The 25,201-nt window shown below is 66.4% G+C and carries 24 protein-coding genes; 5 read left to right on the forward strand and 19 right to left on the reverse strand.

Translation table 11 applies throughout. The features are described from left to right. Positions 1 to 428: 428 nt before the first annotated feature. From GV015_RS18670 to GV015_RS18690, 5 genes are all read right to left on the reverse strand, one after another. Positions 429 to 773 (reverse strand): metal-sensitive transcriptional regulator, encoded by a 345-nt coding sequence (locus GV015_RS18670; RefSeq protein ID WP_159880428.1) that lies wholly within the window; start codon positions 771 to 773, stop codon positions 429 to 431. Positions 774 to 789: 16 nt separating this feature from the next. Further along, positions 790 to 2,958 carry a heavy metal translocating P-type ATPase gene (locus GV015_RS18675; RefSeq protein ID WP_159880430.1) on the reverse strand — a complete coding sequence of 723 codons (2,169 nt, stop codon included), beginning with the start codon at positions 2,956 to 2,958 and terminating at the stop codon, positions 790 to 792. A 72-nt stretch (positions 2,959 to 3,030) separates the two neighbouring features. Then, a complete protein-coding gene (locus tag GV015_RS18680; protein ID WP_159880432.1) occupies positions 3,031 to 3,282 on the reverse strand; it encodes a hypothetical protein in 252 nt (83 codons plus the stop codon). Next, a complete protein-coding gene (locus GV015_RS18685) occupies positions 3,279 to 5,582 on the reverse strand; it encodes a cation-translocating P-type ATPase (protein ID WP_159880434.1) in 2,304 nt (767 codons plus the stop codon). The genes GV015_RS18680 and GV015_RS18685 overlap by 4 nt, the downstream gene beginning before the upstream one ends. Before the next feature lie 32 nt (positions 5,583 to 5,614). Beyond that, positions 5,615 to 5,824, reverse strand: a complete 210-nt coding sequence (locus GV015_RS18690; RefSeq protein ID WP_159880436.1) for a heavy-metal-associated domain-containing protein — start codon at positions 5,822 to 5,824, stop codon at positions 5,615 to 5,617. A 663-nt stretch (positions 5,825 to 6,487) separates the two neighbouring features. Between GV015_RS18690 and GV015_RS18695 the strand changes: the two genes are divergently transcribed. The 3 genes from GV015_RS18695 to GV015_RS18705 all read left to right on the forward strand — a co-directional run bounded on the left by GV015_RS18695 (position 6,488) and on the right by GV015_RS18705 (position 8,310). Continuing rightward, positions 6,488 to 6,697, forward strand: a complete 210-nt coding sequence (locus tag GV015_RS18695) for a type II toxin-antitoxin system HicA family toxin (RefSeq protein WP_159880438.1) — start codon at positions 6,488 to 6,490, stop codon at positions 6,695 to 6,697. An 11-nt stretch (positions 6,698 to 6,708) separates the two neighbouring features. Then, positions 6,709 to 7,146 carry a hypothetical protein gene (locus tag GV015_RS18700; protein ID WP_159880440.1) on the forward strand — a complete coding sequence of 146 codons (438 nt, stop codon included), beginning with the start codon at positions 6,709 to 6,711 and terminating at the stop codon, positions 7,144 to 7,146. Between the two features lie 66 nt (positions 7,147 to 7,212). Beyond that, positions 7,213 to 8,310 carry a hypothetical protein gene (locus GV015_RS18705; protein ID WP_159880442.1) on the forward strand — a complete coding sequence of 366 codons (1,098 nt, stop codon included), beginning with the start codon at positions 7,213 to 7,215 and terminating at the stop codon, positions 8,308 to 8,310. A gap of 46 nt (positions 8,311 to 8,356) precedes the next feature. On the opposite strand, the gene GV015_RS18710 is transcribed toward GV015_RS18705, so the two are convergent. From GV015_RS18710 to GV015_RS18720, 3 genes are read right to left on the reverse strand one after another with little or no spacing between them, the layout of a single operon-like run. Beyond that, positions 8,357 to 9,481: a hypothetical protein gene (locus GV015_RS18710; RefSeq protein WP_159880444.1), complete on the reverse strand. Its 1,125-nt coding sequence runs from the start codon at positions 9,479 to 9,481 to the stop codon at positions 8,357 to 8,359. Continuing rightward, a complete protein-coding gene (locus GV015_RS18715) occupies positions 9,478 to 10,002 on the reverse strand; it encodes a hypothetical protein (RefSeq protein ID WP_159880446.1) in 525 nt (174 codons plus the stop codon). Before GV015_RS18715 ends, GV015_RS18710 begins: the two co-directional genes overlap by 4 nt. Beyond that, complete coding sequence (locus tag GV015_RS18720; RefSeq protein WP_159880448.1) at positions 9,999 to 10,271, reverse strand: hypothetical protein; 273 nt, start codon at positions 10,269 to 10,271, stop codon at positions 9,999 to 10,001. The genes GV015_RS18715 and GV015_RS18720 overlap by 4 nt, the downstream gene beginning before the upstream one ends. 145 nt (positions 10,272 to 10,416) lie before the next feature. Between GV015_RS18720 and mobF the strand changes: the two genes are divergently transcribed. Continuing rightward, positions 10,417 to 13,758 carry a MobF family relaxase gene (gene mobF / locus GV015_RS18725; protein WP_159880450.1) on the forward strand — a complete coding sequence of 1,114 codons (3,342 nt, stop codon included), beginning with the start codon at positions 10,417 to 10,419 and terminating at the stop codon, positions 13,756 to 13,758. Here mobF and GV015_RS18730 read toward each other — a convergent pair. The 11 genes from GV015_RS18730 to GV015_RS18780 form a co-directional block, all read right to left on the reverse strand. Continuing rightward, complete coding sequence (locus tag GV015_RS18730) at positions 13,755 to 14,924, reverse strand: hypothetical protein (protein ID WP_159880452.1); 1,170 nt, start codon at positions 14,922 to 14,924, stop codon at positions 13,755 to 13,757. The genes mobF and GV015_RS18730 overlap by 4 nt on opposite strands. A gap of 136 nt (positions 14,925 to 15,060) precedes the next feature. Continuing rightward, positions 15,061 to 15,399 carry a DUF4913 domain-containing protein gene (locus tag GV015_RS18735; RefSeq protein ID WP_159880454.1) on the reverse strand — a complete coding sequence of 113 codons (339 nt, stop codon included), beginning with the start codon at positions 15,397 to 15,399 and terminating at the stop codon, positions 15,061 to 15,063. Next, positions 15,389 to 15,628, reverse strand: coding sequence for a hypothetical protein (locus tag GV015_RS18740; RefSeq protein WP_159880456.1), 240 nt, complete (start codon positions 15,626 to 15,628; stop codon positions 15,389 to 15,391). Before GV015_RS18740 ends, GV015_RS18735 begins: the two co-directional genes overlap by 11 nt. Then, a complete protein-coding gene (locus GV015_RS18745; RefSeq protein ID WP_159880458.1) occupies positions 15,625 to 17,253 on the reverse strand; it encodes a type IV secretory system conjugative DNA transfer family protein in 1,629 nt (542 codons plus the stop codon). Before GV015_RS18745 ends, GV015_RS18740 begins: the two co-directional genes overlap by 4 nt. Before the next feature lie 80 nt (positions 17,254 to 17,333). After that, positions 17,334 to 18,896, reverse strand: coding sequence for an ATP-binding protein (locus tag GV015_RS18750; protein WP_159880460.1), 1,563 nt, complete (start codon positions 18,894 to 18,896; stop codon positions 17,334 to 17,336). Further along, positions 18,893 to 20,410: an SCO6880 family protein gene (locus GV015_RS18755; protein ID WP_159880462.1), complete on the reverse strand. Its 1,518-nt coding sequence runs from the start codon at positions 20,408 to 20,410 to the stop codon at positions 18,893 to 18,895. The genes GV015_RS18750 and GV015_RS18755 overlap by 4 nt, the downstream gene beginning before the upstream one ends. Next, complete coding sequence (locus GV015_RS18760; protein ID WP_159880464.1) at positions 20,403 to 21,599, reverse strand: hypothetical protein; 1,197 nt, start codon at positions 21,597 to 21,599, stop codon at positions 20,403 to 20,405. The genes GV015_RS18755 and GV015_RS18760 overlap by 8 nt, the downstream gene beginning before the upstream one ends. Then, the gene (locus GV015_RS18765; RefSeq protein WP_159880466.1) at positions 21,592 to 22,293 is read right to left on the reverse strand and encodes a hypothetical protein; all 702 of its coding nucleotides are present in this window, start codon (positions 22,291 to 22,293) and stop codon (positions 21,592 to 21,594) included. Before GV015_RS18765 ends, GV015_RS18760 begins: the two co-directional genes overlap by 8 nt. 29 nt (positions 22,294 to 22,322) lie before the next feature. Then, complete coding sequence (locus tag GV015_RS18770) at positions 22,323 to 22,529, reverse strand: hypothetical protein (protein WP_159880468.1); 207 nt, start codon at positions 22,527 to 22,529, stop codon at positions 22,323 to 22,325. A 95-nt stretch (positions 22,530 to 22,624) separates the two neighbouring features. Then, entirely contained in the window at positions 22,625 to 23,296 is a 672-nt protein-coding gene (locus GV015_RS18775; RefSeq protein WP_159880470.1) for a hypothetical protein, read from the reverse strand. 1 nt (position 23,297) lies between these two features. Continuing rightward, the gene (locus GV015_RS18780) at positions 23,298 to 24,470 is read right to left on the reverse strand and encodes a ParA family protein (protein ID WP_159880472.1); all 1,173 of its coding nucleotides are present in this window, start codon (positions 24,468 to 24,470) and stop codon (positions 23,298 to 23,300) included. Positions 24,471 to 24,824: 354 nt separating this feature from the next. Here GV015_RS18780 and GV015_RS18785 point away from each other — a divergent pair, with 354 nt between their 5' ends. Continuing rightward, positions 24,825 to 25,133, forward strand: coding sequence for a helix-turn-helix domain-containing protein (locus GV015_RS18785; protein WP_159880474.1), 309 nt, complete (start codon positions 24,825 to 24,827; stop codon positions 25,131 to 25,133). Positions 25,134 to 25,201 lie beyond the last annotated feature (68 nt).

The raw sequence follows: 25,201 nt of genomic DNA on the forward strand, positions 1-25,201 counted from the left end.
GAATTGCCCGCAGGTCATCGACGCCGCAAGGGTGGGAGCTGGTGCGAGCGTTGTGCTGTCGACGGCACCGGTGAGCATGGTTGTATCGCCTGCGGCTGCTGGGAGGGCGGCGGACGCGGGTGTCGAGAGCGACGTTGCTCCTGAATGCATGACTATCACACTCAGTAGGAGCGCCCCGAGCGCGAGAGCTCCGAGGAGCATCAGACGAAGGCCACGACGACGTGGCTGTTGAGCTGATGCTCGGATGAACGAAGCCATGTCACCTCCAGACACGTGCGGCCATATTGGAACGCGCCGGCTGCGGCCGACTACGTATACCCCCTGAGAGTACCGGCGGCGAGGCGCGAGTGGCTGAGAAATAGCCAGATCCTTCAGGCGCGGTCTGCGACGTCGGCCAGGCGTCGCCGATAGAGGAGCGCCGACGTGCGTTAGGCGCGGACCAGGCGCGCGATGGCGTCTGAGGCTTCCTTGATCTTCGCTTCGCCCTCGTCACCGCCAAGCTTGACGGCGTCGACGACGCAGTGTTTGAGGTGGTCGTCCAGCAGCCCGAGTGCGACGCTCTCCAACGCGGATGTGAGCGCGGAGACCTGGGTGAGGTTGTCGATGCAGTACTGTTCCTGATCGACCATTCTGTAGATGCCACGCGCCTGCCCCTCGATGCGCTTCAACCGGGTGAGGTAGCGGTCTTTGTCGGTGATGTACCCGTGATGCGGTTTCTCGGACGAAGCATCCGCAGCGGGTGCAGCGTCCTGGACTGGGGCGGTGTCGGTCATGTCAGTTTTCCTTCGATCACCTGGTGGCAGTGGCGGGTGTTCGGGCGTCGTGGGTGCTCTGGGCCAGAGCGGTGCGGGCACTCGTCTCGGGGTCGAGCTGCAGGCGACGCAGCAGTTGCGCGTTCAACGCTACGACAATCGTAGACAGTGACATCAGGACCGCACCGACAGACATGGGGAGCACGAACCCGATCGGGGCCAGCACGCCAGCGGCGAGCGGCACGGAGATGAGGTTGTAGCCTGCGGCCCACCACAGGTTCTGCCGCATCTTCCGGTAGCTTGCCCGGGAGAGTTCGATGACACTCAACACGGAACGCGGGTCGGATGAAGCAAGGATGACGCCTGCGGATGCGATCGCGACGTCGGTGCCGGCACCGATCGCGATGCCGACATCGGCTTGTGCGAGAGCCGGAGCGTCGTTGACGCCGTCGCCGACCATCGCCACCCGGCGGTGCTCGCTCTGCAGCTCCTTCACCTTGTCGGCCTTGTCCTCGGGCCGGACGCCCGCGAAGTAGCGGTCGATGCCGAGTTCGGTGGCGACGGACCTCGCGACGGCTTCCGCGTCGCCCGTGATCATCACGACCTGCACGTTGCTCGCGTGGAGTGCGTCGACGGCCTGCCGGGACTCCTCGCGGATCTCGTCAGCGAGTTTCAGTGCACCAACGACGTCACCATCGCGGAGCACGTGCAGGATGATCGCGCCGTCCTGCCTCCACTCGTCGGCGACCTGCAGCTCGGCTCGGTGCGCTTGTTCGAGCAGGTTCGGCCCGCCCACCTGCACACGAGCTCGGTCGACGGTCGCGGACACGCCGACCGCGGGCGAGGAGGAGAATTCGGTGGCTCGAGGCACCGTCAGACGTCGGTGGGTTGCGGCGGTCACGATGGCGCGCGCCAACGGGTGCTCCGAGTCCGTCTCGGCTGCGGCAGCCAGGGCGAGGACGTCGTCTGCCGTCAGGTCGCCGGCCGGTTCGATCGCGGTCACGGTGGGTTCACCCTTGGTGAGTGTGCCGGTCTTGTCGAACAGCACCGTGTCGACGGTGCGCATGCTCTCCAACGCCAGCCGGTCCTTGATCAGGACACCGCCGCGTGCTGCCCGCTCGGTGGCGATCGAGACAACCAGCGGAATGGCCAATCCGAGTGCATGCGGGCACGCGATCACGAGGACGGTGATCGTGCGCACGACGGCTTCGTCGGGCAACCCGATCAGGTTCCAGACGATCATCGTGATGATGCCGGCGCCTAGCGCGAACCAGAACAGCCACCGTGCCGCGACATCCGCGATCCGTTGCGCCCGGGAGGTGGAGTTCTGCGCTTCGGTGACGAGGCGCTGGATGCCAGCCAGGGTTGTGTCCTCACCGACCGCGGTGATCCGCACCCGCAGGCCGGAGTCGGTGGCCACGGTGCCAGCGACGACCTGGTCGCCCTCGCTGCGACGCACGGTCTTGGACTCGCCGGTGATCATCGACTCGTCCATGCTCGCCGAGCCGGACACGATCTGCCCATCCGACGGCACACGCCCACCCGGCCGCACGACGACCACATCATCAAGGCGCAGATCAGCGGGCGCGACGCTCACCGTGGTATCGCCTTCGACCCGCTCCGCCTCATCCGGCAGCAGTGCCGCCAGAGAGTCGAGCGCTGAGCTTGTCTGCGCGAGGGAGCGCATCTCGATCCAGTGTCCGAGCAGCATAATCACGATCAGCAGGGCGAGTTCCCACCAGAAGTCGAGTTCATGGTCCAGCAGCCCGAGCGATGCGCCCCAGGAGGCAAGGAACGCGACCGTGATCGCCAACGCGATCAGCAGCATCATCCCCGGCTTCAGGGTGCGCAGTTCGCCGACAGCCCCGGTGAGGAATGGTCGCCCTCCCCACACATACATGACAGTGCCCAGCACCGGCGAGATCCACGCCACCCATGCCGCGTCGGGCAGCGGATAGCCGAGGATCATCGCGAACATCGGCGAGAACCCCACGACGGGGACCGCGAGGACGAGCATGATCCAGAACAGGCGCCGGAACTGACCGACGTGGTCCCCGTGGCCGGCGTGCCCGCCGTGCCCGGCGTGAGCGTTGTCGGGGTGCTCGCCGTGGCCGGCGTGTCCCGTGTGCTCCCCGTGCGGTGCTGGTGAGTGCTCGGTGGGCACCTGCGGTGGTGTCGGGGTGTGGTGCCCGGTGTGGTCAGTCATGGTGGTTCCTCTGCCGGTGGATGTTCGGGGACGTGCTCTGTGGGGGTGCGTCAGCGGGTGAGGCTGGCTTGGTTAGGCCGTGGCGTAGCGGGCTGGGTCGGCGTCGAACGCCGGCCCGCATCCGGCGCAGCACAGCCAGTACTGGTTGCCGTCGTAGTCGCGGACGAGGCCAGCCGCTTCAGCGGTGGCTTTCACCACCGTGCGGCCCTTCATCACGGGACATTCCGCGACGTCTGCGGTGGGGGTTCCGGCGAGCAGATCACGGCCTGCTGGGGCGGATGCGGCAGTGTGCTGGTGGGTGGGGGTGCAGCAGTTGTCGCTCATGCGGCGATCCTTTCGGTTGCGGACGTGGTGTCTCGGCGTGCCGTCGGTGACGGTGAGGTTGTGATGCGGCTGGAGAAGCTGCGCAGTCGGAGGCTGTTGCCGACGACGAAGACGCTGGAGAAGGCCATCGCCGCGCCGGCGATCATCGGGTTCAGCAGACCGAACGCTGCCAGGGGGATCGCTGCAACGTTGTACGCGAACGCCCAAAACAGGTTGCCTTTGATGGTGCCGAGGGTACGCCTGGCCAGACGGATGGCATCACCCGCGACGCGCAGATCTCCGCGCACGAGGGTCAGATCGGCTGCTTCGATAGCAGCGTCCGTTCCCGTGCCCATCGCCAACCCCAGATCAGCGGTGGCAAGGGCTGCGGCATCGTTCACGCCGTCGCCGACCATCGCCACGCTTCGACCCTCTGCCTGCAGGCGACGGATCACGTCAACCTTTCCCTCGGGTAGGACCTCCGCGATGACCGTGCTGATGCCGACCTCACTGGCAATTCGGTCCGCGACGGACCGGTTGTCGCCGGTGAGCAGGATCGGATCGAGACCGAGTCGGCGCAGTTCGGCGATGGCTTCGGCGCTGCTGGGCTTGACCGCGTCCGCGACGGTGATGATGCCACGCACCAGACCGTCCCAGGCGACGGCCACGGCGGTCGCCCCGTCGGCTTCGGCAGCTGCCTTCTGCTCGGCGAGCTCCGCGGGCAGCTCCAGTGACCAATCGGCCAGCAGGCTTTCGCGTCCGACGATCACCGAGTGCCGCTCGACGATCGCCTCGACGCCCAGTCCTTCCCGGTTCTGGAAGGACTCAACCGGTGGGAGTTGGCCATGAGTGGCGGCCTCAGCGGCGATGGCACGAGCGATGGGGTGCTCGGAAGCGTGCTCCACAGCGCCCGCGATCCGCAGCAGCTCCTCGGCCGACGTGCCAACGGCCGGGAGCACCTGGCGGACGCTCATCCGCCCAGTGGTGACCGTTCCAGTCTTGTCCAGCACGATGGTGTCGATACGGCGAGTGGACTCGAGTACTTCAGGACCCTTGATGAGGATGCCGAGCTGAGCTCCACGGCCGGTGCCGACCAGCAGCGCCGTCGGTGTCGCGAGTCCGAGCGCGCACGGGCAGGCGATGATCAACACCGCGACCGCCGAGGTGAAGGCCGCCTCGAGCGGCCACCCGGCGAGCAGCCAGCCGGCGAAGGTGATGACCGCCAGCGCGAACACGATCGGGACGAATATTCCTGACAGGCGGTCGGCGAGCCGCTGCACGTCAGCCTTGCCCGATTGGGCGTCCTCGACCAGCTGCGCCATCCGTGCCAATTGAGTCTGCGCGCCGACCTTCGTTGCACGCACAACCAGCCTGCCCCCGGCGTTTACCGTCGCTCCAGCAACCGCGTCCCCTTCGGAGACCTCGGCCGGCACCGACTCGCCCGTCAACATCGACGCGTCCACGGCACTGCGCCCGTCGACCACGACGCCGTCGGTCGCGATTTTCTCACCCGGCCGCACCATGAACTCATCACCGACCGATAACTCTTCGATCGGGATCAGCAGCTCACGCCCCTGGCGGAGGACGGCGACCTCTTTCGCGCCGAGCTGCAGCAGCGCCCGCAATGCAGCACCGGCTTGTCGTTTGGAGCGCTTCTCGAAGTAGCGCCCGGCGAGCACGAACATGGTCACCCCGGCAGCGACCTCAAGGTAGATGTTGCTCGATCCGCCCAGCGGGTCAGCGGTGAACTCGAATCCGTGCGTCATGCCGGGCATGCCTGCCATGCCGAAGAACAGTGCGTACAGCGACCAGGCGAACGCCGCCAACGTGCCAACCGACACCAGCGTGTCCATCGTCGCGGCACCATGACGCAGGTTCGTGAATGCGGCCTTGTGGAAGGGCCAGCCCGCCCACACGATCACCGGAGCCGCGAGCGTCAACGACAGCCACTGCCAGTACGTGAACTGCAGAACCGGGATCATCGCGAGCACGATCACCGGCACCGTGAGGATCACGCTACCGATCAAGCGGTTCCGCAAGCTCGTCAACTCCGCATCAGGCGCTTCTGCGCCGGCCGGCTCGGCCGGCGCAGACGGCCGAGCTGCGGTGTACCCGGTCTTCTCGATCTCGCTGATGAGCAGCTGCTCGTCGTACCCGGCCGGGACGGTCACGCGCGCTTTCTCAGTCGCGTAGTTCACCGTCGCTGTCACCCCATCGAGCCGGTTCAGCTTCTTCTCGATTCGCATCGCGCACGACGCGCACGTCATGCCGCCGATTTCGAGTTCCACGCCACGGTCAGCGGTCGCATCAGGGTGAGGCATCAGGTCTCCGAACGTCAGGGAAGTGTGGGTGGCTAGGCGCGAGTCGCGGCGTAGCCGGCCTCGTCCACCGCAGCCAGCACCGCGGCATCCTCCACCGGGGCCTTGCTCGTGATCACCAGACGCCCGGAAGCGGCAGAGACATCAACGGCGCTGACGCCGGGGATCTGCGAAACCTCTTCGGTGACGGACTGCTCACAGTGACTGCAGGTCATCCCGGTCACCGCGTACTCGGTCGTGCTCATGGCTGTTCTCCTTCTCTCAAATCCAGATACCCCATAGGGGTACTCTCAGGGGAACATCATACCCCCCGCTGGTATTCCGTCAAGGAGCGGGACGGCGCACTGCAGCACGCGCGCGCCACGAAACTGCGCCGAACCCAGCCGCCGCGTCAAAACCGCACGTGGCACCTCCTGCCCAACCGGAGTGTCACCACCAGAATGACCCTGGCTGTCACCGATGTCCTGATGCAGATTCGCCACCGATGTCCTGCGACATGACAGCGTAACGATGGGCACCTCGAGCGCATTCGAACATGTGTTCTAATCTTGTTCCATGGGAGGCAATCGTCGCTACGGCTCGGACGTGTCGCGGGAGGCTGTGAACGCGGCCGTGACGCGCCCGCGCCCCGTCTCGCTCACTGAACAGGAGCGCCAGGCTTCCGGGGCCGGCGTGGAGCTGCCCGAGCGCCCTGAAAAGGTGCTCGCTTGGGTTCGCTATCCCGAGAGTGCCGTCCAGGTCGAGGGAGAGGCGGTGGCCTTCAATGAGCGCGCCGTGCTGGTCCGATTCCCAATTCTCGGCGGCGGGTTCCAGGAGGCATGGGTGTGGCGGTCAGCTGTGACCAAGCGTCGCCAATAAACTACAAATGTAACTTGTATCGCCAATACAAGTGCTGCTAGTATAGAGTCATGACGAAGCCGCAGAAGTACCGGGACGTGAGCAAGTTCCTCCGTTCGCAGGGGTGGGAGCACATCCGAACGCGAGGGAGTCACCACATCTGGTCATCCGCGGACGGCACCTCGAAAATCTCGATCCCGGTCCACGGTGACACGGTGAAAGTCGGCATCGTTCGCCAGGTGCAGGACGCCTTCAACAACACCCCGAGCAACTGGAACTGAAAGGAACAGCCATGACAACGCAGCTCACAGCGCACGCCACCCGCGACGAGGACGGCACCTGGACGATCACGATCCCGGAACTTACGTCGGCCGCGCCCAGCGGGGCGACGATCGTCGCTACCGGTTCCGCACTCACGTTCCGAGGTGTGAAGAAGGCGGCTTCGGATCTCGCCGCGGTGTGGCTCGACATCGAACCCACAGAACTCGAGGTGACGGTTATGGTCGACGCGCCCAGCGCGATTGTCCAGCTCGTCACCGAGAGCAACGACGCCAACGCGGCCGGCAAAGCTGCGATCGAGCGCGCCGACACCCTGCGCCGCGAGGCAGCACGCAAGCTCCGCGAAGAGGGCTACCCGATGGAAGCGGCCGGCGCCATTCTCGGCGTGAGCTACCAGCGCGTTCAGCAGCTCGCAGGCCCCTCAACCCGTCTCATGAAGGAATCAGCGTGAGTGTGAGCGTCGTCGAGCTCCGAGACGGCCACGACTTCGTGGCGCGGCTGCTGGGATCATAGGAACATGACCCAGCGCGGCGAAACGCCACCACTGTGGAAACAGTTTGGCTGGTACGTCACCCTCGGCGTGATTCTCTACGTCATCGTCGGGGGCGTCGCGCTAGCGAAAGTCCCCGACCAACTGCTGGCGAATTGGTTCCCGGACCTCTCCTCGAAGGAGCGAGCCGCGTTCCTCGGCCCTGCAACGAATGCGGTCCTGTTCGCCCTCGGAGGCACGATTGCCCTCGTCGGTGTCGGGCTCAGTCTCTCTCGTCACCGCCAGGAGCTTGAAGCGGCAGCGCGCGATCGTGTACGTCTGCGCAACGACCAGGAGCGCGAACAGTCGCGGCGTCAGGAAGCAGAAATTCAACGCGGCACGGAAACAGAACGCGCACTGCGGGATCGCTTCGTTACCACAGTGAATCTTCTAAGCGATCCATCGCCGGTCAATCGTCAAGCGGCAATCTTCGCACTCGGCGCTCTCGCTGATGATTGGAGTGCATTCGGCAAGCGAGACGAGGTTCAGGTGTGTATTGAAGTGCTCACCGGATACCTGCGAGCCCCCCGTTCTGACGACATGCTCCTTCCACTGACCGAAGAGGAACACGCGCAGCTCGACGCTACTGAGCGACGAGAGGCTCAGCGCACAACGCCCCAGGAGATCGCCGTAAAACAAGCTGGCTACTCAGTCATCAAAGACCACCTGAAGAGGGAAAATCCATCCAATTGGTGCGAACGACCGCTCAATCTCGACGGCTCACACATCGATTTCATGGTCAATCTGCGGAACTGCGACATCGACGAAGGTGCATACTTCGATCTCCACAATGCCACGATCAGCAACGATGGGATCCTCGCTTTCAGGGACATGACGGTCAGCGGATTCGTGGATCTTGAAAACTTGAAGGTCGTTGGGGGGTACGTGGAACTCCGAGACCTGAAGGTCAAAGACGGCGCAGTCGTGACTATTAGCGGCACGACGGTCTGCGCCGACGGTCACGTGTCACTGGAAGGCGCGATGATCAGCGCGCACGGGACTCTGGCCTATGGAGTCATGACGCTCAAAACAGGCGGATCTGTCAACACTCCCGACGGGATTCTTCATGAAGAACCAGGAGTATAGATGCGTGGTACACAGGGATTGCGTCGCAGGCGAATGAACCTGCCCCTCAGCTTGTGATGTTGAGTGGTTGATCGGTGTAGGCGAAGTCGATGTGCACGTGGTTGCACGAGTCCTCGATTTCGGTCAGGTGGGGCCAGGCCTGCCCGCTGCGGCACTGGATCTGTCCGACTCGTGTTCCGTCCGGCGCGACCGATGACAACAGGTCGATGAGCGCGAGGCTCTCCGAGTTGCGACCGTCGAGGGCTGTCCCGCTTACGACGGTGAAGTCCACGCCCATCCCGCCGCCCTTGACCCAGTGGGACGATCCTTCACCGGCACCGAGCAGCGAGCCGGTGCACTGTCTGTTGAGGTCGGACAGGCCGATGCTGCCGAACTTGTCGAGTGCCAGGGTGATGAACTGCAACGTGCGGACGTCGAGCTTGCAGCCCTCGACGGCCGTCCCGTTGGCCATGTTTGTGATCTGCTCTGCGTAGCGCGATTCGAGCAACGTCAGTGTGCCGTTGTCCATCGCCGTTTGGAGGCCCTGCGCGAGCTGCTGGGCGTCGCCTGAGACGCTGCACCCGCCGCCGGCGGAACCACCGCCAAGCTCTGCGAGGTACGCGGTCACTTCCACGGCCGCGGCGCGGAACTTCGTGTAGTGGTACGGGTCGGCGTTGATCTGCACGGCGTTGATCGCGAACGATGGTTCCAGGCCCTCCCAGCCGGCCACGCCGACGAGCCGCTGGTAGAACGCGGTCGCTGCGTGGGTCGGGTCCATCACTTGTTCTTTGGTGCCCCAGTCTCCGAGGCACCATTGCTGTTGGAACAGGCCCAGTGAACAGGTGGGGGAGCCGTCGGGGTTGGTCACGCCGTCGCCTTCGTCGCCGTAGCCGATGTTCACGAGCGAGGACTCCCCGATCGCGGCCTGCACGCCGATGGTCTGCGCGGCCGGCGGGAGGCCCAGCGCGGATGCGGCGTTGACGATCGCGGCCGCGTTCGCGAGCTGTGATTGGGAGAAGCCGGCGACGTTCGCGTCAGTGGGAATCTTCGTCGCGTCCACGACGCCGGTTGCTGCGGCGCAGGCGTTCGCCGGGCTCCCGAGGGACGCCACGGCGAGCACCAGGCCGAGGATGAGCGCGGCCGGCGCTGCGATCGCGGCGGTGATGACACCGGCAAATCCGCGCTGGTTCATTCGGCGGGTGACATTCGTTCGGCCAACCATGGGGCCGTCGTGTACGAGCGGGTGACGTACACCTCATACATGCCGGCATCGGTGGGAACGTTGATGCGGAACGTGAACGAGTCGTCGCCGTCGCGCACGGCAGGTTCACCCGTGACAGCCGTGCACGGTACGACGGCCGGGTCCACCGTCTCGTATGCGGTGACGCCGCGGGCGGTCAGGAGCGGCGATAGCTCCGCGATCCACTGCGACTTTGGCAGCGTCGGCCGGCAGTACGCGGTGAGCGCATCGAACGCAGCACGAGAGGCGTCGGTCGCCGCGTTCGGGTCCGGTGCGGCTTCGTCGTCGGAGGCCCCGCCGGTCGGCGCGATCGTCCCGGGACCAGGCGTCCCGAAGGGGTTACCCGACGCACTCGGCGTCGAGGAAGGTGAGCGGGTGGGGTCGGGTTCAGTTGCACCGACGCACCCGGTCAGAGTGATGGTTCCGAGGGTGAGCAGCGCGAGGACGCCCCCGGCACGCGCTGCCCGGATCATTCGCCTGTTCCGCTCTCAGGGGCGGCGGTCGGAGCCGATGCGGCGCGACGGCGCGTGCGCGGCCGCGGAGCAAGACCAAGACTCTTTAGCTCAGCTTCGGTCCATCCCGCTTTGAGCGCAGCCCTGCGGTGCTTGCTGGCCTCAGCTTCGGCCGAAGTGAGTGCGTCCTGAACCCGGCCGACCTCTGCGACCGCGGCTTCCAACGCTTCTCCCGCAGCGATCTTCGCTGCAACCTGTTCGTGGACGAGTTCCTGCACTGATTTGGTCATGTACCTCAGAGTACGTGCACCCACAGACCAAGGCAAAGATCCGTTTTGACTCAGCTCCCCAGGTGTCGAACTGCGTTCGAACCTGAAAAGCTTCATAAACGGATGCACGTATGCTACGGGCTTTGCGCCGTAGTAGTCTGCCGGTATGCGCGGCGGACTGGTGTTCTTTCGAGGGGCGGGAGCCGCTGCGCGCGCCTACCTCGAATCGGACCACTCGCACGCCGACGAGTACTACTTGGCCGACGCAGGAGCAGTTGCCCAGTGGACGGCGTGGGACAGCAGGGGCCTGCTGACGGCTGAAGCGACCCTCTCAGGGACCGACTATCAGGCGTGGGTTGACTGGAAAGAGCCGGAGAGCGGCGCGAGCCGTGGACGGCCGCGAGAAGAGACCCGCGTCACCAAGGACGGTGAAGTCGTGGTCAACCCGGCGTCACCGCGATTCGTTGAGATGACCGTCAACTGCGACAAGAGCCTGTCAGTCGCAGCGGCACTCAACCCGGCGGTTTCGGCAGCGCTAGACGAGGCACAGGCCGCAGCGGCCGAGGCCATGAACAAGTACATGGCGCAGAACACCGTGACGCGGACAGGACCGCGTGGAGAGCAGAAGCTCGTGCCCGTGGAACGGCTCGAATCGGTGTCGGTTGTGCACCGTTCTTCGCGTGCCGGCGACCCGCATCGTCACGTTCACGTTCAGTGGAATACGCGCGTGTTCGCGGAGGGCAAGTGGCGGGGCATGCACACCGCTGCGACGTTGAAGCAGCAGGGCGCATTGCGTGGCGTCGGTGAGGCCGCGATCCACTCCCACGACGGCCTGCAAGAAGCCCTCGCAGCGGCCGGGTTCACGTTCGACCCGAGCACCGGGAAGGTCACGAACCTCGAACAGCAGGCGCGCACGATGTCGAAGCGGGCGAACCAGATTCAGAGCAACCTTGCCCGGTTCGAAGCGGCATGGCGCGAGCAGCACCCAGGGCAAGAGCCGGACGCCGCAGTGCTGCGCCGTTGGGACCAACAGGCATGGGCGTTCGAGCGGCCGCAGAAGGTGCAAGCGACCGAGAGTGCGGAGAGCAAGTGGCTCACCGAGCTGCGCGACGCCGGCCTGCAAGTCGATGGGTTCGAGCCCGTCGAGCTGCCGGCATCGACCACCCTCAACCAGCTCGACCGTGCGGCGATCGCGGAGCACGTTGTCACCGTCGCGGGCGCTCGATCGTCGGCATGGTCGCTGGCCGACCTTGAAGGCCACATCGGCGTTTTCATCGGTGCAGCCGGCGTCACCGCTGAGCCTGAGCGGGTCGTGGACTACGCCCGCAACATGGCCAAAGAAATAGCGGGGAGCTTGCCGTCGCTGCCCGTCGAAGTGACCGGCCAGCTGCCGAACTGGGTGCGGCACTACACCAGCGAGCACGTGCAGCGGATCGAGCGGGAACTCCGCGAGGGGTTCGCCGCCCGCGGCCTCGAATCCGGGCTCGCGCTCGACGCCAACGCCAAGCCGTTGAAGGGCCTGAACGCGGAGCAGTCACTCGCCGCCCGGGCGCTGGCGACCCGGGCACCGCTCGTCGTCATCGAGGGCGCAGCGGGGTCCGGCAAAACGACGATGCTCGCCGCGGCGAAGGAGCTGGCCGCACGCGAGGTCGGAGCGTCCGAGGCAACCCGGTTCGTCGTCCTCGCGCCGACGCTGCGCGCCGCGAACGAAGCCGCGGCGTCGATCGGCGCGGCCGCGTCGAGCGCGCACAAGCTCGTCCACGAGCACGGGTTCCGCTGGGACGACGACGGCCGTTGGACGCGCCTCGAAGTAGGCGACGTCGATCCCGTGAGCGGTGTCCTGTACGAGGGACCGTCCGAGGCATTCACCGTCGATGCCGACACCCGTCTGGTGATCGATGAGGCCGGCATGTTGGATCAGGACCTCATGCACGCGGTGATGACCGTCGCAGACGAGGGCGACGCGAGTCTCGCGCTCATCGGTGACCGGGCGCAGCTGCCGGCGATCGGTCGCGGTGGGGTCCTCGACATGGCCGTCGCGGCTTCACCGCGGCCGCTCGACCTGTCGGAGCTGTACCGGTTCCGCGAGGAAGGGTATGCCGAGCTGACGTTGCAGATGCGCGATCGCGAGGCACCCGGCGCGCTGTTCGACAAGCTGCACGAGCGCGGCAACATCGTCATTCACGACACCGACGAAGCAGCGTGGGCGGCGATCACGAGCGACGTCGCCGCGAAGGCCGAGGCCGGCGCGACCGTGGCCGTGGCCGTGGCCACGAACGAGCAGGCCGCAGAGGTCAACGCACTGGTGCAAGCCGCCCACGAGCGCGCAGGCCGCACGCGCACCCCGGCGGTCGAGGTGGCCGGCAGTGACAGCCTCACCCTGCGGATCGGTGACCGCCTCATGACCCGGCAGAACAACAGCGAGCTGGGCGTCGCGAACCGGGACACCTGGACGGTGGATCGGGTGCACGAGGACGGGTCCGTCCAGGTCAAGGCCGGCGCGCGCACAGCGCGGCTCCCGCGCGAGTACGTCGAGGAACACACGCACCTGGCCTACGCCTCGACGGAGTACGGCGTGCAGGGCGCGACGGTGGACTACGGGCATGGCGTCGTCAGCGACGGTTCATCCGCTCAGGCCGTGTACGTTGCCGCGACCCGCGGCCGCGCCCACAACGCCCTGCACATCGTTGCCGGCGATCGCGCCGACGCCCGCGACCTGTTCGTCACGGCGATGGGGCGCGAGGCCGGCGACCGGGGCACCGCGGCCGCAATCGCGACCGTCGAGCGCGACGTGGAAGGAGTGGTGTTGCCAGACAGCTACAACCGTGAGCTGCGCGCCGCGCGCCTGGCCGCAGAAGAACGAGTGCACCGCGCGGAGGTCCGGGCGTGGGAGAGCGCCCGCGAGCAATGGCAGAGCCGCCACCCGGAGACACCTGTGGACGACTACGCAGCTGCGGTGCAATCCGCCGGCCACGAGGCGGACGCAGCCACCCAGCACCGGGCGCAGCTCGAAGGGGATACCTCGAGCGAGGCCGTCGCCGCGGGGGAGCAGCAGTGGGTGACCGACTACGCGGCCGTAGAGCGGGCAGAGAGCGCCGCAGCGTCAGCGTCGGTGTTCCGGCGCGCGGCCGCGCAGAAGGAGGCCGAGGCGGCGCGCAGGGCGTTCGAGGACCGGCACCGGGTTGCGCCGACGCCGCGGCCGTCGGAGGCGCAGCGGCAGGCATGGGCGCGCGCTGCGGTCGCTGCCGGCGCAGGCGGCAAGTTGGGTGCTGCGCGGGCCGCAGAGCAGCGCGCGATCGCGCACCACAACGGGCTGCGCCGCGACCCAGCCCCGGCCGCGAAGCAGCCGGCCGCACCGCAGCCGGGCACGCCGGCACAGGAGAAGTCGAAAGACGACGCCTACGCGGAGCGTCAGCGCGTCACCGGGCGGGAACAGCAGCGGGACGCTCGGCTGGCGCGTGAGCGTCAGCAGAGCGTCCCGGACAAGTCGCCTACAGCCGAGCGCTAGCTCAGCGGAGGGCATCTGAAGTAGCCCCTGTTCTGTCGCAGCATGGCCCGCGCCGAGTCTGCACTCAGCTGAGCCGAAGTGACAGCGCGCCCCAACCTGAAAAGCTCTCGGACGTCCAGCACGCTTCCCTCGCTGTTATTCGCGAAGAGTGCAACGTCGTCCGGGCGCTGCGACAACGGTTCCGGGCGCTGCGACGGGTCCATTTCTCGATGAGCGTTGATGATGTACCAACCCGCGTCCGGGAGTTTTCCCTCAGTCGCCGTGTACGTCATCATGGCCTGTTGAACCTGCATCAGGTCGTTCGATTTCGCAGCTCCCGTGTAGCCCTTCACCTCAGCCACCGCGGTCCAATCACCATCGCTGATCCGAAGATCTTCACGTTTCTTGCCTTTGTGCTGTGGGAGCTGGTCGGCATCGACCACCTCGAATCCGAGGTCTACTAGGACACCGAGCACGCGGGTCACAAGCTCTTCGCCAGTTGACTCTAGGAGGCGGCGATGTTCGTCTCCTTCTGTCTGAGCAAGTTCTACGTGCTTCACCAGCGCGTCTCGCTCCACCGCGGCCTCGGACACCCTCTCAGCTTCCTTCTGGTCGAATTCTACGAGGGTCGCGCGCACGCGAAGCTCGCTCGAAGAAGCCCACTCATCGCCCGATCGCCACTCGGCGGATTCAGGGAACAGGTCAGGGCGGAACTGTCGCCAGCGCGAAATTGCGTATCGAACCCAGTCCGCCAAATAAGGACGAGCGGATGCCGGGAGCCACAGGGTTGAACTGTATTCGTCGGCTTTGTCTGGCCGAGCGTTGCTCTCGAAGATCGCCGCGAGAACCCGCGGACCACTTAGCGATTCGCGCAGGAGGGGCGTCCCAGTGAGGGACAGTGAAACCGGAAGCATGATTCCCCTGTAGTTGGCACCAGGATCTGGTACACAGCTGTTTCGAACGAGCGTTTCGATCTTCTCCGCAGCAGCATGCGGCATGACTTCTAGATTTCTCGCGGGATTGAATTGGGTGTAGGCAACTGAGAAGGGAGTTATAAAGCTGCCTTCGGAAGTCTTGGCCGGTGGCGACATGAAGACGATCCGGAACGGGACAGGCGAGGGGGTGAGAATGTCGTTGCTGGCATCCAACAGCACATCGTGTTCCTCGTGGTGCCACGAGCGGGTCATCCGCACCAGGTTTCCGCAGAGAGGTCGGACAGCCGCTAGTTCTTCGTCGGTGAAGCCTTCCGCGATTACTCGTGGGTACGGAACGTGGTCAAAAAAGTCATTCATCTCGACACATTTTGCCGGATGTATCGTCAGTTCAGCCCGGTTGCACGACCGAATCGAGGCGAGCGGGCTCGATGTGTCTGAACTCGCATGAAGCGAAGACGCCGCCGTCGTGCCGAGCGACCAGACGCGGTAGATGGTAGTCAAGGACGTCGCGGATGAACGCGTGCAGCTCCGCGTCTTCACCAGCGATCATCCGTTGCCATTCGTCCTGGATCGCCGCGAGGCGGTGCACGGCATCGGGGTGCTCGCGCCAGCTGGCGCACCACACTTCGTTCTTGCCGAGGGTGGTCAGGCGCGCCAGGAGCACGCCGTCGACGAACTCAGCGAGGCCGACGGGGACGTCGGTCAGGGGCAGGTGTTCAGACAGCATCGGTAGAGCCTTCCGGGGTGTTGAGCGTGGCTTGGATCAGGTGCCCGTGCTCGTCGGTTTCGGTGGTGTAGCGAGGGTCGGCGGCAAGTAGTCGAGTGCCGAGCTCACGGAGTGCGATCGGCGCTGCGCCGTCCTCGATCCGCTCCACAGCAGCAATGTGGGCGTAGAAGTCATCGGCAGTCACCAACGGGATCTCCACTGTCAGCGTGGGGTAGTTCTCGGTGGTCATGCGGCGTCCTCCAGAACCTCGGCGTCGTCGTTCGCGGACGTCGCTGCGGCCGCGGTGTGGAGCTTCACCAGCGCTTTGTCCTCCCACCACGGGACCGCCCGCACGAGTGCCGGCCGGCACCCGGACGCGAACACGACCATTCGGCCGAGCGAGAGGGAAGCGAGGTCGGCCACGTCCATGATCCGCTCGGAGCGGCGGGACCGGCTGACGGTGCGCTGACCGTTGCTCGTGCTGGCGGACGACTCGTTGTACTCGTAGTCTCCGATCAGCTCGGAGAGGTCGCGCAGGAACGCGTTCGAGGCGTTGCCGCCACCGAACACCCGGACGGTGGAGGATGCCCAGAGCTGCCCGAAGCCGGTCACACCCCAGACGTTTTCGCCCTGCTCCTGCGATTGCAGGATGGTGATCACGATGATGCCGCGGGAGCCGTAGTGGCTGTACTTGTCGGGCAGGTCCGGGATGCGGCAGATGTTGCCGGCTTCATCGAGAATCGCCATGAACGGCACCCGCATACGGCCGGAGGGTTCAGCCTTCGCGGCGTTCTCCGCGGCCGTCAGGACCGCCTTGGTGAGCGCGGCGACGAGGGGGCCGGCTGAGCCGGGTCCTTCCTCGCTGAACAGGTAGAGCGTGTCGGCCTCGGCCACGACGAACGCCTCCGGGTCGAACTCGGGAGCGCCGGGGATTGGCTGAACCCACGCCCGAATCGAGTCGGACGCGAGGAAGCTCAGCGCTTCGCGGGCGTAGGCGTAGACACCGGACCGCGTGCGTTCGGTCAGGTCCACCATCGCCTTGATGCGCGACGCGAGGTGCGGATAGTCATCCTTCAACGCGAGCTGCGGGATCGGGTTCTCCGGGTGGTTCAGCCATTCGAGGACCGTTGGCAGGTACTCACCCGACACGGCCGCAGCGAACAGGTAGTCCGACATGAGCGTCCGTCCGTTCGAAGAGAAAAACGGGTCGTCGTTGCCGGCCGCGCCGTAGGTCGCGGCTGCGAACACCGCGGCGAGGGCCGCGGCGTCCTCCGTCGTGCGGACCTTCGCCAGTGGGTTCCACCAGGTGTCGTATCCGCGGTGTGCGGAGGCAAGGCGCTGCGGGTCGAGGACGTGCACCGTCCCGAGCGCGGACCGCGCAGCGAGGGTGTCGGCGAGGATGTCGGGCTTCATCGACGTGATGAGGCACGTCCCGGGTGCTGCGAGCACGTTGGGAATCACGGTCGCTGCGGACTTGTTGCGCCGGGGTCCTGCGATCAGCGTCACGGTGTCTTCGTAGGAGGCGCGGACGGGCACCTTTCCGGCGACGGTGTAGCCGACGGTCACGCCGACGAACTCGGCCGGGATACCCATCCGGGCGTGGCGCTTGCGCAGTGCCGCCGGCAGCAGCGGCGCGATCGCGCGTCCGGTTCCCATCTTCGGAGCCGCCCGGTCGGCCGGCGTGCGGTTCTTCGCCGCCCGCGCCGCGGCGATGATCGCCAGCACCGCAACGATCAGGAAAATGGCGCCGATGAACACCGCGGCCGCGGTGTGAGCGCCTGTCCACGGGTCGCCGCGACGGATCGCTCCGATCGGATCAACGAACCCCAGGCCGGCCCCCGACAACCAAGCTGCGATCGTCCAGATGGACGCCACGCCGGCAGCAACCGCCACCGCGCATAGGAGCGCGATGACGGGAGCGGCGGATTCGGTTCTGCGTGTGACTGCGGACATGGCTACGCCCCCCGGCGGATCAGGTCAGCGCGCCGCTGTTCGCGGAAGCGCTCATCGGTGATGTGAAGGTTTCTCTGTGTCGGTGTCTGCACCATCTGCACCGGTACCCCCGGCCGGCCCTCGACCTTGAACAAGATCTTTCCGGCACCCGGAGGGGCCTCGCTCGCGTCGCCCACGTCCTGCGATCTGCGGGGCGGCTTGCCCCACGCAGACGCGGCGTTGAAGCTCGACACGAGCTGAATCTCTTTGTCGGTCAGTGGCTTCACCTTCGACAGCTCGTGCAGGTCATCAGTCGTCAGCGCCATGAGCCCCAGCAGGCCGGAGCGCTCTGCAAGCCCGCGCGCCTTCTCACGGTCCTCCGGGTCGGGGAGCGACATCATGTCCTTGGGTGAGTGGGTGATTTTCATCTCCGCAGTGCCCTTTGAGCGGTTCGTGCGCGACAGCGCGTCCACTCGGTCAACGATGCCCTTGGCCGCTCGCATCGGGTGCCAGAACTCATCCATGAGCGTCGTGTATCCGGTCCATTTGACCGCCGGCACGTAGAAGTCACCGGCCTCCGCTGCCTCCGCAGCGCGGGCGGTTTCGTGCTTGGCCAACTCCCAGTGAGCGTCGATCGCGTCCATACCGAGCGACCACGAAACGAGCATCGCCGTGGACAGCAACGTCGTAGCGTTCTCCGGGATCGAGGACGTATCGAAGCAGAACCCTCCCCGGTTGCCCGGGTCAATCTCGACCGACTCCGTACCACCAAGCAGCCGGCCGAGGTCACCGGAGAGCAGCGCCCCGATCGAGTCGCCCAGCGCCGTGTATTTCTCTTCGAACCCCTCAGCCGAGCGCTGCCGTGCAACGGACAACACCCGCTCAGAAGGGGCTGCGAATGCTCGAGCGAGGTCACCGGTAACGGGGGTGTCGTCGCGGTCCAAGATCGACTGCACGAGCGCCTGCACCACAGCGTCCTCCGAGTCCCGGAGGGCGTGGCCACGGCTCACCCGGAGGGCGAGCTGCGCTTGCTTGATGACCTTCCACACCGCCAGCTCCCGCAGCTCTGCGCCGGTGGCCCCACCGATACGCGCAGCCGCCTGACCCAGTGGGCCGAGCGACAGGAGGTTCAGTTGGTGGCGGGCGTTCGGACCGAAGTCGAACACCGCCCCGCCGGCCTGCTCGACCAGCGGGGTGTGCTCGTTGCGCTTCAACGGGTTGAACACCGCCGGGACCAGCCCGCGGCCCATCTGGCCGAGGATGATCGTCTGAGCACTAGTGGACTTTCCAACGCCGTTGATGCCGAACAACATCATGGACGGCGACGAGATGATGCCCTCCCGGTAGAGCGCCTCATGATCGATTGCAACGGCCGTGTGAGTCAGCAGATCGGTCCCAGAAGGCGCACCGGAAACCGGACGGGCCGTGCCCGCAGTGAATGGGTAGATGCCGTTCGCCTGAACGGAGGACCCGTACCAGAGCGGCGCGGCCGGAATGCGTCCCCACCGGCCACCGCCGTGGCCGGCGAACCCGGCGCGGGTGAGCGCGCGGGGGCGTGAGCGCGCCCACGCCGGCAGACGCTTCATGACATGCCCTTCATGATCGTTTCGACCTGCGACTCGTGCAGCCAGGGCAGCACGCCGAGCGGGAGCGTGGTGTGGAACGCCGGGCCTGAGTCGTAGTCGCAGAACCGGTACGAGAGCGCCGACTGTGACAGCAGCGACTTCATCTTCACCAGCGCCTCCCGATACGCCCGCTCGTCGGCCTCGAACGTGGCCGTAACAGCGATCGCGAACCGTGTCACCGAAGCCCCTTCCGTGACCTCGGATTCCAGCTTCCCGGCCTTCGCCATCATCGCCTTGTCGTGCGCCGTCAGGCGAGCTTTGGCGGTCGCCGCGGTCGATGCGCTCGCGCCCAATCGCTCGACCATTTGCACGGTCTTCTCCGGCGAAACCGCCCGGTAGAAGATCGCGACCCGCTTCCGCAAGAACCGCTCTGACGGGCGGAACAACGCCGACATGGTGTCCTCGGTGATGTGCAGTTTCGGCGGGGCCAGCACGAGTGCTGTCATCGACGCAACGCCGTCGTGCAGGCAGATGCGCTTGGCCTCGTCATCGAAGTAGTCGGGGCCAGCCTGCGTCACCCGGAGACCGGAGTGCTGCCCGCGCAGCGCGTCACTCGCGAACTCGGCCGAGCGCTCGGGGTCGTAGGCGACACGCAGCCCCTCGGCCAGGAGTTCGCTGGTGGCAATGGTGACGGCTCCGCCGCCAGCGTTGCGGAGCGCATCGACTTGATACGGCAGTTTGGACGCGACCTCGGCCACGGCGTCCTCGACGGAAGCCGCCAGAGACGGGATCGACCAGGACAGCGTGACCCACGTCGCTACCTCGGAGTATTTCGCCGGCAGTTCCTCGCCGGCTTCCAAGCTGTGACGACGGGCGACCTCAGGGGCGTCGGGGTCGATGTCGGACACGATGCGCTCGATCAGGGGCCCCTTGTCACGCAGTGCCGACTCAACGACGACCGTCGCCCCGGCCAGCGCTTCATCGGCGGACAGCGAGGCGATCCAGCCGCCGTAGGCAACGACGTCCCGGTCGATCATCTGCTGTGTCTGCATGTCGGTGCCGTCGGCGTTGCAGGACAGCACCGCCGTCAGCGTCTTGGTCCGCGGGTTGTGCAGCAGCGTGAACGGCCGGCCGAGGCCATCGGTGCCGTCGATTTCGCGAAGGTTCGCGAGGATGCCCGGCAGCGAGGTGATCGCGTCCGCCGGCAGGGTAGAGAACAGGCCAGAGTTGAACCTCGTCTCACCACGGTCGGCGCGCATTACGCCGGACAGCGCGGTCATCACACGGTCCGCGATGGTGCGGCCGGTCGCGTCTCCCCCGAAGCGGATGACGAACACCAGCTCGAACAGCAGCGCAGCGCCGACCAGGATCACGCCCTCCAAGAACAGGCCGCGGGTCGAGATCATCGCGCCGACCACCAGCGACCCGATCAGCACCGCCCAGCCGGGCACTGTCAGCCCGCCGAGGGTCATGCGGGTTGTCGGCAGCCATACGCCGAACCGGACCCGCTGCGGAGCTTCTGTTTGCTCACTCATCGATCATGTCCCCCACTCCCCGGCTCCCGCCGGGCATCGCGTTTCCAAGATCACGGGCGGCGTCCCAACCTGACCGCCCAGAGCCCGAGGATCCCGAACTACCAGACGAACCGGACCCGCCGGCCGTACCGGCTCCACCCTTTGAGCCAGAGCCGCCGGCCTGTCCTGCGCTGCCCGTGGCACCAGGCGCGCCCGCACTGCCGGCAGCGCCCGATCCGCCGGCACTTGCGGCGGACCCAGCGGCTGTGGCCGCGCTGCTACCGCCCTTGGCCGCGGCCGCAGCGGCAGGAGCCGCAGCGCCCGCCGTGGCCACGGCGGAACCCGCAGCAACCGTCGCGACAACGGCCGTCTTCGCGGCACCCATCGCCATAGCGCCGGCACTCGCTCGGCCCATCGCAGAGGTGATCGGGACGACCAGGCGCATGATGGCCGCCAGCGCGAAGATCGCGAGGATGAACACGGCAATGCCGTACATCGACGCCTCAGCGCCGTCTTTCCCGTCGCGAAACTTGATCGCGAGGCCGTAGATCGCGGCGGCAACCGGTGTGTACAGCAGGAACGCCAGCAGCCACCCGGTGGTCTTCTCCCACATTGCTTCGTGCTTCTCGAACAGCGCCCCAGAAGCCGCGATCGGCCAGAACGGCAGGAGCACAGAAACGGCGATCGCCCGGAGAATCATGATGATCCACTGAATCCCCACGGCCAGCAGCCCGAAGATTCCGAAGATCAGACCCATGGCCACGTTGGAACTGAATGTCGCCGCGTCCCAGAGGACCGCCGGAGTGCCCTCCGTCGCCGCGTCCAGGATCGACTTGGCCAGGGCGTTCGACCCCACCTGCAGAATGCCGAACAGGGTCGTGCCGGCGAAAATGATTCCCAGGGCGCGGAACGTTCTTTTGGCGGCATCTCCGAGGTGGTCACCCCGCGCCGAGAGCATCGTGCGGATGCCGGCGACCATGAGCCCCAGCGTCAGCAGGACAGCCTGAATTGGCAGAGCGATAGTGGCGAACCAGTCCGCTGTGGAACCGCCGACAACGCCGTCTAGACCCGAGTTGATCCAGGATGTGAAGAACCCGTTCCACAGGTCATTCGCGCCGGCCAGGACGTCCTTCGCGAACTTCTCCAGCTCGCCGCCGACGAGGTTCGAGACGCCGCAGGAGACGTCGATTAGACCGCAGTCGTCAGCCATTGCCGGCAGCCGTCCAATCGGTGAAGTCGCCGTCGCGCTCGTCGGTCGGCTGACCGGTCGAGCCGTTGTCCAGCGGCTTCAACTTCCAGTCACCGTCAGCCCACACCATCGGCGCAGGAATGCCCCGGTAGCCCGTGGTGCTGCCAGGGGCTCGGAGGACGAGGCGAATCGACGCGCTATCGCCGTCGTACTGTTCAACACGGAAGCCGACGAGCGAGAATCCGTTCTCCTGCATCTGCCGGGCGATTGGAGAGTACGCATCCGGTGCGGTGTTGGCCAGCACGTAGTCGCGGCCCGGGGAGTCAGCCAGGTAGAACTTGGCCACGTCGAGCTGTGTCCGATCGGTGGTCGAGAAGTTGATCGCGACAGCGGCGAGAGCTGCACCGACCGGCGAGTGCTCGAAGCACGAGGCGAATCCCTCGGTCGTCTCGGTCGGTCCAACGGTGTCCGACACCGGCCAGGTGACGCCGCTTACCGTTGAGACTTCCCAGCGCAAGTCGGCCGGCACCTTCCGGTTGTCGCTGGGCGGTGCCTCGCAGCCGATCCCAGCCACTTCCGTCGGCGTTGCACTCGGGGCCGGCTTGGTGTTGGCCGGGCTCGACGTGTTGGCCGCGTCGGGTTCCCCGTTCGGAACGAGGAAGATCACCAGCACGGCGATCAGCACGAACACCAGGAAGACGATCGCGGCCCACATGGTGACTTGGTTCGTCCGTCGGCGGTCCATCAGACACCCCCAGGGGTGCAGCCGGTCGGCGTGGCGAGGAAGATCGAGACGATGCCGGCCGCAGCGGAGACGACGATCAGGCCGGCGATGAACCAACCGAGCTTGCTGAGCATTTCGCCACCGTCGCCGCGGCGGGCCGAGTAGAACATGCCGATGCCGATCATGATCAACGCGATGACGCCGAGCGAGACCGCGACGATCCTCATCCAGAACACCCCTGTGTCCAGAGCATTCTGCGCTGCTTCCGGCATGCAGTACGGGGCGGCGACAATCGAGGTCGATACCGCGTCGAGAACTTCAATCATGGTGTGTCCTTCCAGGTGCTGCGGATGCCCGCAGCGGTTTTCGCTGCGGCTTTTGCCACGGCTGGGGTGTGTGAAACGGTGAGCGTCCCGCGGAGCGCGGGAATCCACGGGGCACGGACGATCGGAGCGACGCCGGAGAGCACCTTGATGCCCCGCCGAACGTCCGCAGGTAGGGCGCCGGGGGCGTCAGGGACCATGAGCACTGCACCGGCCCGGTGCGTGAGCTTCTTAGCCGCCTCGACGCCCTGCAAGGTGGTCCGAGCGACGACGAGCAGCCGGCCGCTGTAGCTGCCCGGGTCGGCCAGCTCGACACCATCGAGCAGTTCCGTCCAGGTGCTCACGCCGGAGCCGTGGTGAGCGCCGAACAGGTGCCAACCCGGTTCGGCCGCTCCCCCGCCGGTCGCCGGCCGCGCCTGCGCCGGCCGCAGCCAGTGCAGGATACGCGGGTCGGTGAGGGCGTTCGTCGTGACCGCTCCGTCCGCGCCCAGGGTGAGCGTGAAGGGCTCTTGACCGGTCGGGCGCACGTTGAGCTCGACGACTGTTCCGCCGGCCGCAGGCACCGCCTCGAGTACGGTTCGGGCGGGGTGCTGGCCGGCCGGGACCTCGACGGTTCGACCGTCAACGGCCCACATCGGCCCGTTCAGCTGCGCGAGGGTGACTATCGACATGTCAGAGCCCATCGACGATTGCCGCCGTCGCTGCGAGGTACGCGCGCTGCGTGGCCGGTGCCAGGTTCTCGTAGACGATTTCGTCGCCCTCTGACAGCGCTTCGTCGTAGGGCACGTTCACGACGTCGCGGACGTAGTGACCGAAGTGCTCCGCGATGTATCCGCGTCGCTCGTCGCTTGCTTTGTCGCGGTTACTGCCCTTGCGTGCCGGCGCGGCCGGCTCGGTGAGGATCAGCACGCCGCGGGCGAGCTTGGACTCCAAGCCCTGCGCGATCAGAATGTCCACGGTCGCGGCGAGCTTCTTCGTGGAGTCGCGCTTGTTCAGCGCGACGAGCACGATTTCGTCAGCGATTTCCACCGCAGCCTGCCAGGTGCTCGCCGTGGCGGCGTTGCCGGTGTCCACGAGGATCAGGTGGTAGAACTGCCGCAGCATCCCGTGCAGCTGCACGAACGCGGAACCGTCGATCACTTCCTGGTTCGACGCCTCGTTCTGCGAGACGAGCGCGTGGAACCGGTTCTCACCCTGCGGCCGCATGTAGTTCGTCAACTCGGGCGAGTTCGACGGGATCGCGAACCGGTCGATGTTGGCCAGGAGGTCCGTCGCGGTGTTGTCGTGCGACGCCGCCATGGACAGCTGCTCTAGGGTGCCCTGGTTCTCGTTGTTGTCCCACGCCAGCACGTTCCCGCCGCGCACCCGGCCCAGCGTCGCGCCGACCAGGAACGTCGCCGTGGTCTTCGTCGCGCCGCCCTTCAGGTTCACGAACACGATCGTTTTGTGCCCGGACAGTCCCCGCTGCGCGGCCGCACGCCAGGCGCGTCGCTGCAACTCCGCGCAGCTCGGCGGCAGGCGGAACGCGTGACCGCTCATCTCGTTGACGACACCCCGCCAACCCTCTTCGGCCGGCCCGGGGGCGCGTTCGGCCCTGTGCGACCCAAAATCGGCCGCTGAGGGCTTCCGGCGCGTTTCTGGGGTGTTGGTATCAACCTCGACCGGCACGGCCGGCACGGCGTGGCTGGTGGCCCTTGATTCGGCCGACGTCGCCCGCGGGCGTTCCCCCGTCGTCGTGGGTACTTCCTTCGACGCTTCGTCCGGGTGAGCGGCGACGGCGATCGTGCCCTCCGCGCTCACGGTGAACCAGGTCTCCCCGCCCTCACCAGAGCTGCGCACGAGCACAGGAGCGCCCTGCTCCCCCGCTGCTGCGGCGAACAGGGCAATAGCTGCGCCGTATGCACTGCCCCCGTCGGCTGCGTGTACCTGTTCCCCATCGACTCGGACTGTGCCGTCAGCTTCGCTGACAAAATCACGCCACACTGTGGCCCCCTCTAGTTCTGCGCTCGTTACCGCGGACGGGTGGCCGGAACCAGGCGACCTGAGGGGCAATTAGTCCCCCAAACAACCGACACGACGGCGTCAAATCTGGATATGTACGTTCTAAACAGATTCAGACTATCAAATTTGAGGCTCAAACGAGGGAAATCACCGGTTTGCGCTGCGTGAGGTGAAGCTCCTTCCCTCTACGATTGACAGATGCCCGCATTTCCGAGCGAAACCTACTTACAGCGCGCCCTAGCGCTGGTGCTTCGCTCGCACACGGCCGCGGCTGACGTCACTCCGACCGTGCTCGCTCGGCGGGTCGGTCTCAACCCGCAGACCGTCCTGCGGATCTTGCGAGGGCGACGCCCGGCAACGGTCTACGAGTTCCTCGCCCTGTGCAGCGGTCTGGATCTTCCGCACGAGGCACTGCTCTCCGACGCGATCGAGCGCGCAGCAGTCGCGGAGGCTGACGACGTGTCGGACGCGCAGGAGATAGACGACCGGCTTCGCCGCAACCTCTAGAGCGGCTGGCACTACTGTCTTTGGGTGCAACCTTCTTCGAGCCCGCGCAGTAGCCTCCGTGTCGCCCA

The sequence above is a fragment of the Plantibacter sp. T3 genome, from assembly GCF_902506515.1.
Classification (GTDB): Bacteria; Actinomycetota; Actinomycetes; order Actinomycetales; family Microbacteriaceae; genus Plantibacter; species Plantibacter auratus.

Bases quoted from the DNA above. Each gene is read 5' to 3' on its own strand.
- GV015_RS18670 (WP_159880428.1), bottom strand. From the start codon at position 773: ATGACCGACACCGCCCCAGTCCAGGACGCTGCACCCGCTGCGGATGCT.
- GV015_RS18675 (WP_159880430.1), bottom strand. From the start codon at position 2,958: ATGACTGACCACACCGGGCACCACACCCCGACACCACCGCAGGTGCCC.
- GV015_RS18680 (WP_159880432.1), bottom strand. From the start codon at position 3,282: ATGAGCGACAACTGCTGCACCCCCACCCACCAGCACACTGCCGCATCC.
- GV015_RS18685 (WP_159880434.1), bottom strand. From the start codon at position 5,582: ATGCCTCACCCTGATGCGACCGCTGACCGTGGCGTGGAACTCGAAATC.
- GV015_RS18690 (WP_159880436.1), bottom strand. From the start codon at position 5,824: ATGAGCACGACCGAGTACGCGGTGACCGGGATGACCTGCAGTCACTGT.
- GV015_RS18695 (WP_159880438.1), top strand. From the start codon at position 6,488: ATGACGAAGCCGCAGAAGTACCGGGACGTGAGCAAGTTCCTCCGTTCG.
- GV015_RS18700 (WP_159880440.1), top strand. From the start codon at position 6,709: ATGACAACGCAGCTCACAGCGCACGCCACCCGCGACGAGGACGGCACC.
- GV015_RS18705 (WP_159880442.1), top strand. From the start codon at position 7,213: ATGACCCAGCGCGGCGAAACGCCACCACTGTGGAAACAGTTTGGCTGG.
- GV015_RS18710 (WP_159880444.1), bottom strand. From the start codon at position 9,481: ATGAACCAGCGCGGATTTGCCGGTGTCATCACCGCCGCGATCGCAGCG.
- GV015_RS18715 (WP_159880446.1), bottom strand. From the start codon at position 10,002: ATGATCCGGGCAGCGCGTGCCGGGGGCGTCCTCGCGCTGCTCACCCTC.
- GV015_RS18720 (WP_159880448.1), bottom strand. From the start codon at position 10,271: ATGACCAAATCAGTGCAGGAACTCGTCCACGAACAGGTTGCAGCGAAG.
- mobF (WP_159880450.1), top strand. From the start codon at position 10,417: ATGCGCGGCGGACTGGTGTTCTTTCGAGGGGCGGGAGCCGCTGCGCGC.
- GV015_RS18730 (WP_159880452.1), bottom strand. From the start codon at position 14,924: ATGACCCGCTCGTGGCACCACGAGGAACACGATGTGCTGTTGGATGCC.
- GV015_RS18735 (WP_159880454.1), bottom strand. From the start codon at position 15,399: ATGCTGTCTGAACACCTGCCCCTGACCGACGTCCCCGTCGGCCTCGCT.
- GV015_RS18740 (WP_159880456.1), bottom strand. From the start codon at position 15,628: ATGACCACCGAGAACTACCCCACGCTGACAGTGGAGATCCCGTTGGTG.
- GV015_RS18750 (WP_159880460.1), bottom strand. From the start codon at position 18,896: ATGAAGCGTCTGCCGGCGTGGGCGCGCTCACGCCCCCGCGCGCTCACC.
- GV015_RS18755 (WP_159880462.1), bottom strand. From the start codon at position 20,410: ATGAGTGAGCAAACAGAAGCTCCGCAGCGGGTCCGGTTCGGCGTATGG.
- GV015_RS18760 (WP_159880464.1), bottom strand. From the start codon at position 21,599: ATGGCTGACGACTGCGGTCTAATCGACGTCTCCTGCGGCGTCTCGAAC.
- GV015_RS18765 (WP_159880466.1), bottom strand. From the start codon at position 22,293: ATGTGGGCCGCGATCGTCTTCCTGGTGTTCGTGCTGATCGCCGTGCTG.
- GV015_RS18770 (WP_159880468.1), bottom strand. From the start codon at position 22,529: ATGAGGATCGTCGCGGTCTCGCTCGGCGTCATCGCGTTGATCATGATC.
- GV015_RS18775 (WP_159880470.1), bottom strand. From the start codon at position 23,296: ATGTCGATAGTCACCCTCGCGCAGCTGAACGGGCCGATGTGGGCCGTT.
- GV015_RS18785 (WP_159880474.1), top strand. From the start codon at position 24,825: ATGCCCGCATTTCCGAGCGAAACCTACTTACAGCGCGCCCTAGCGCTG.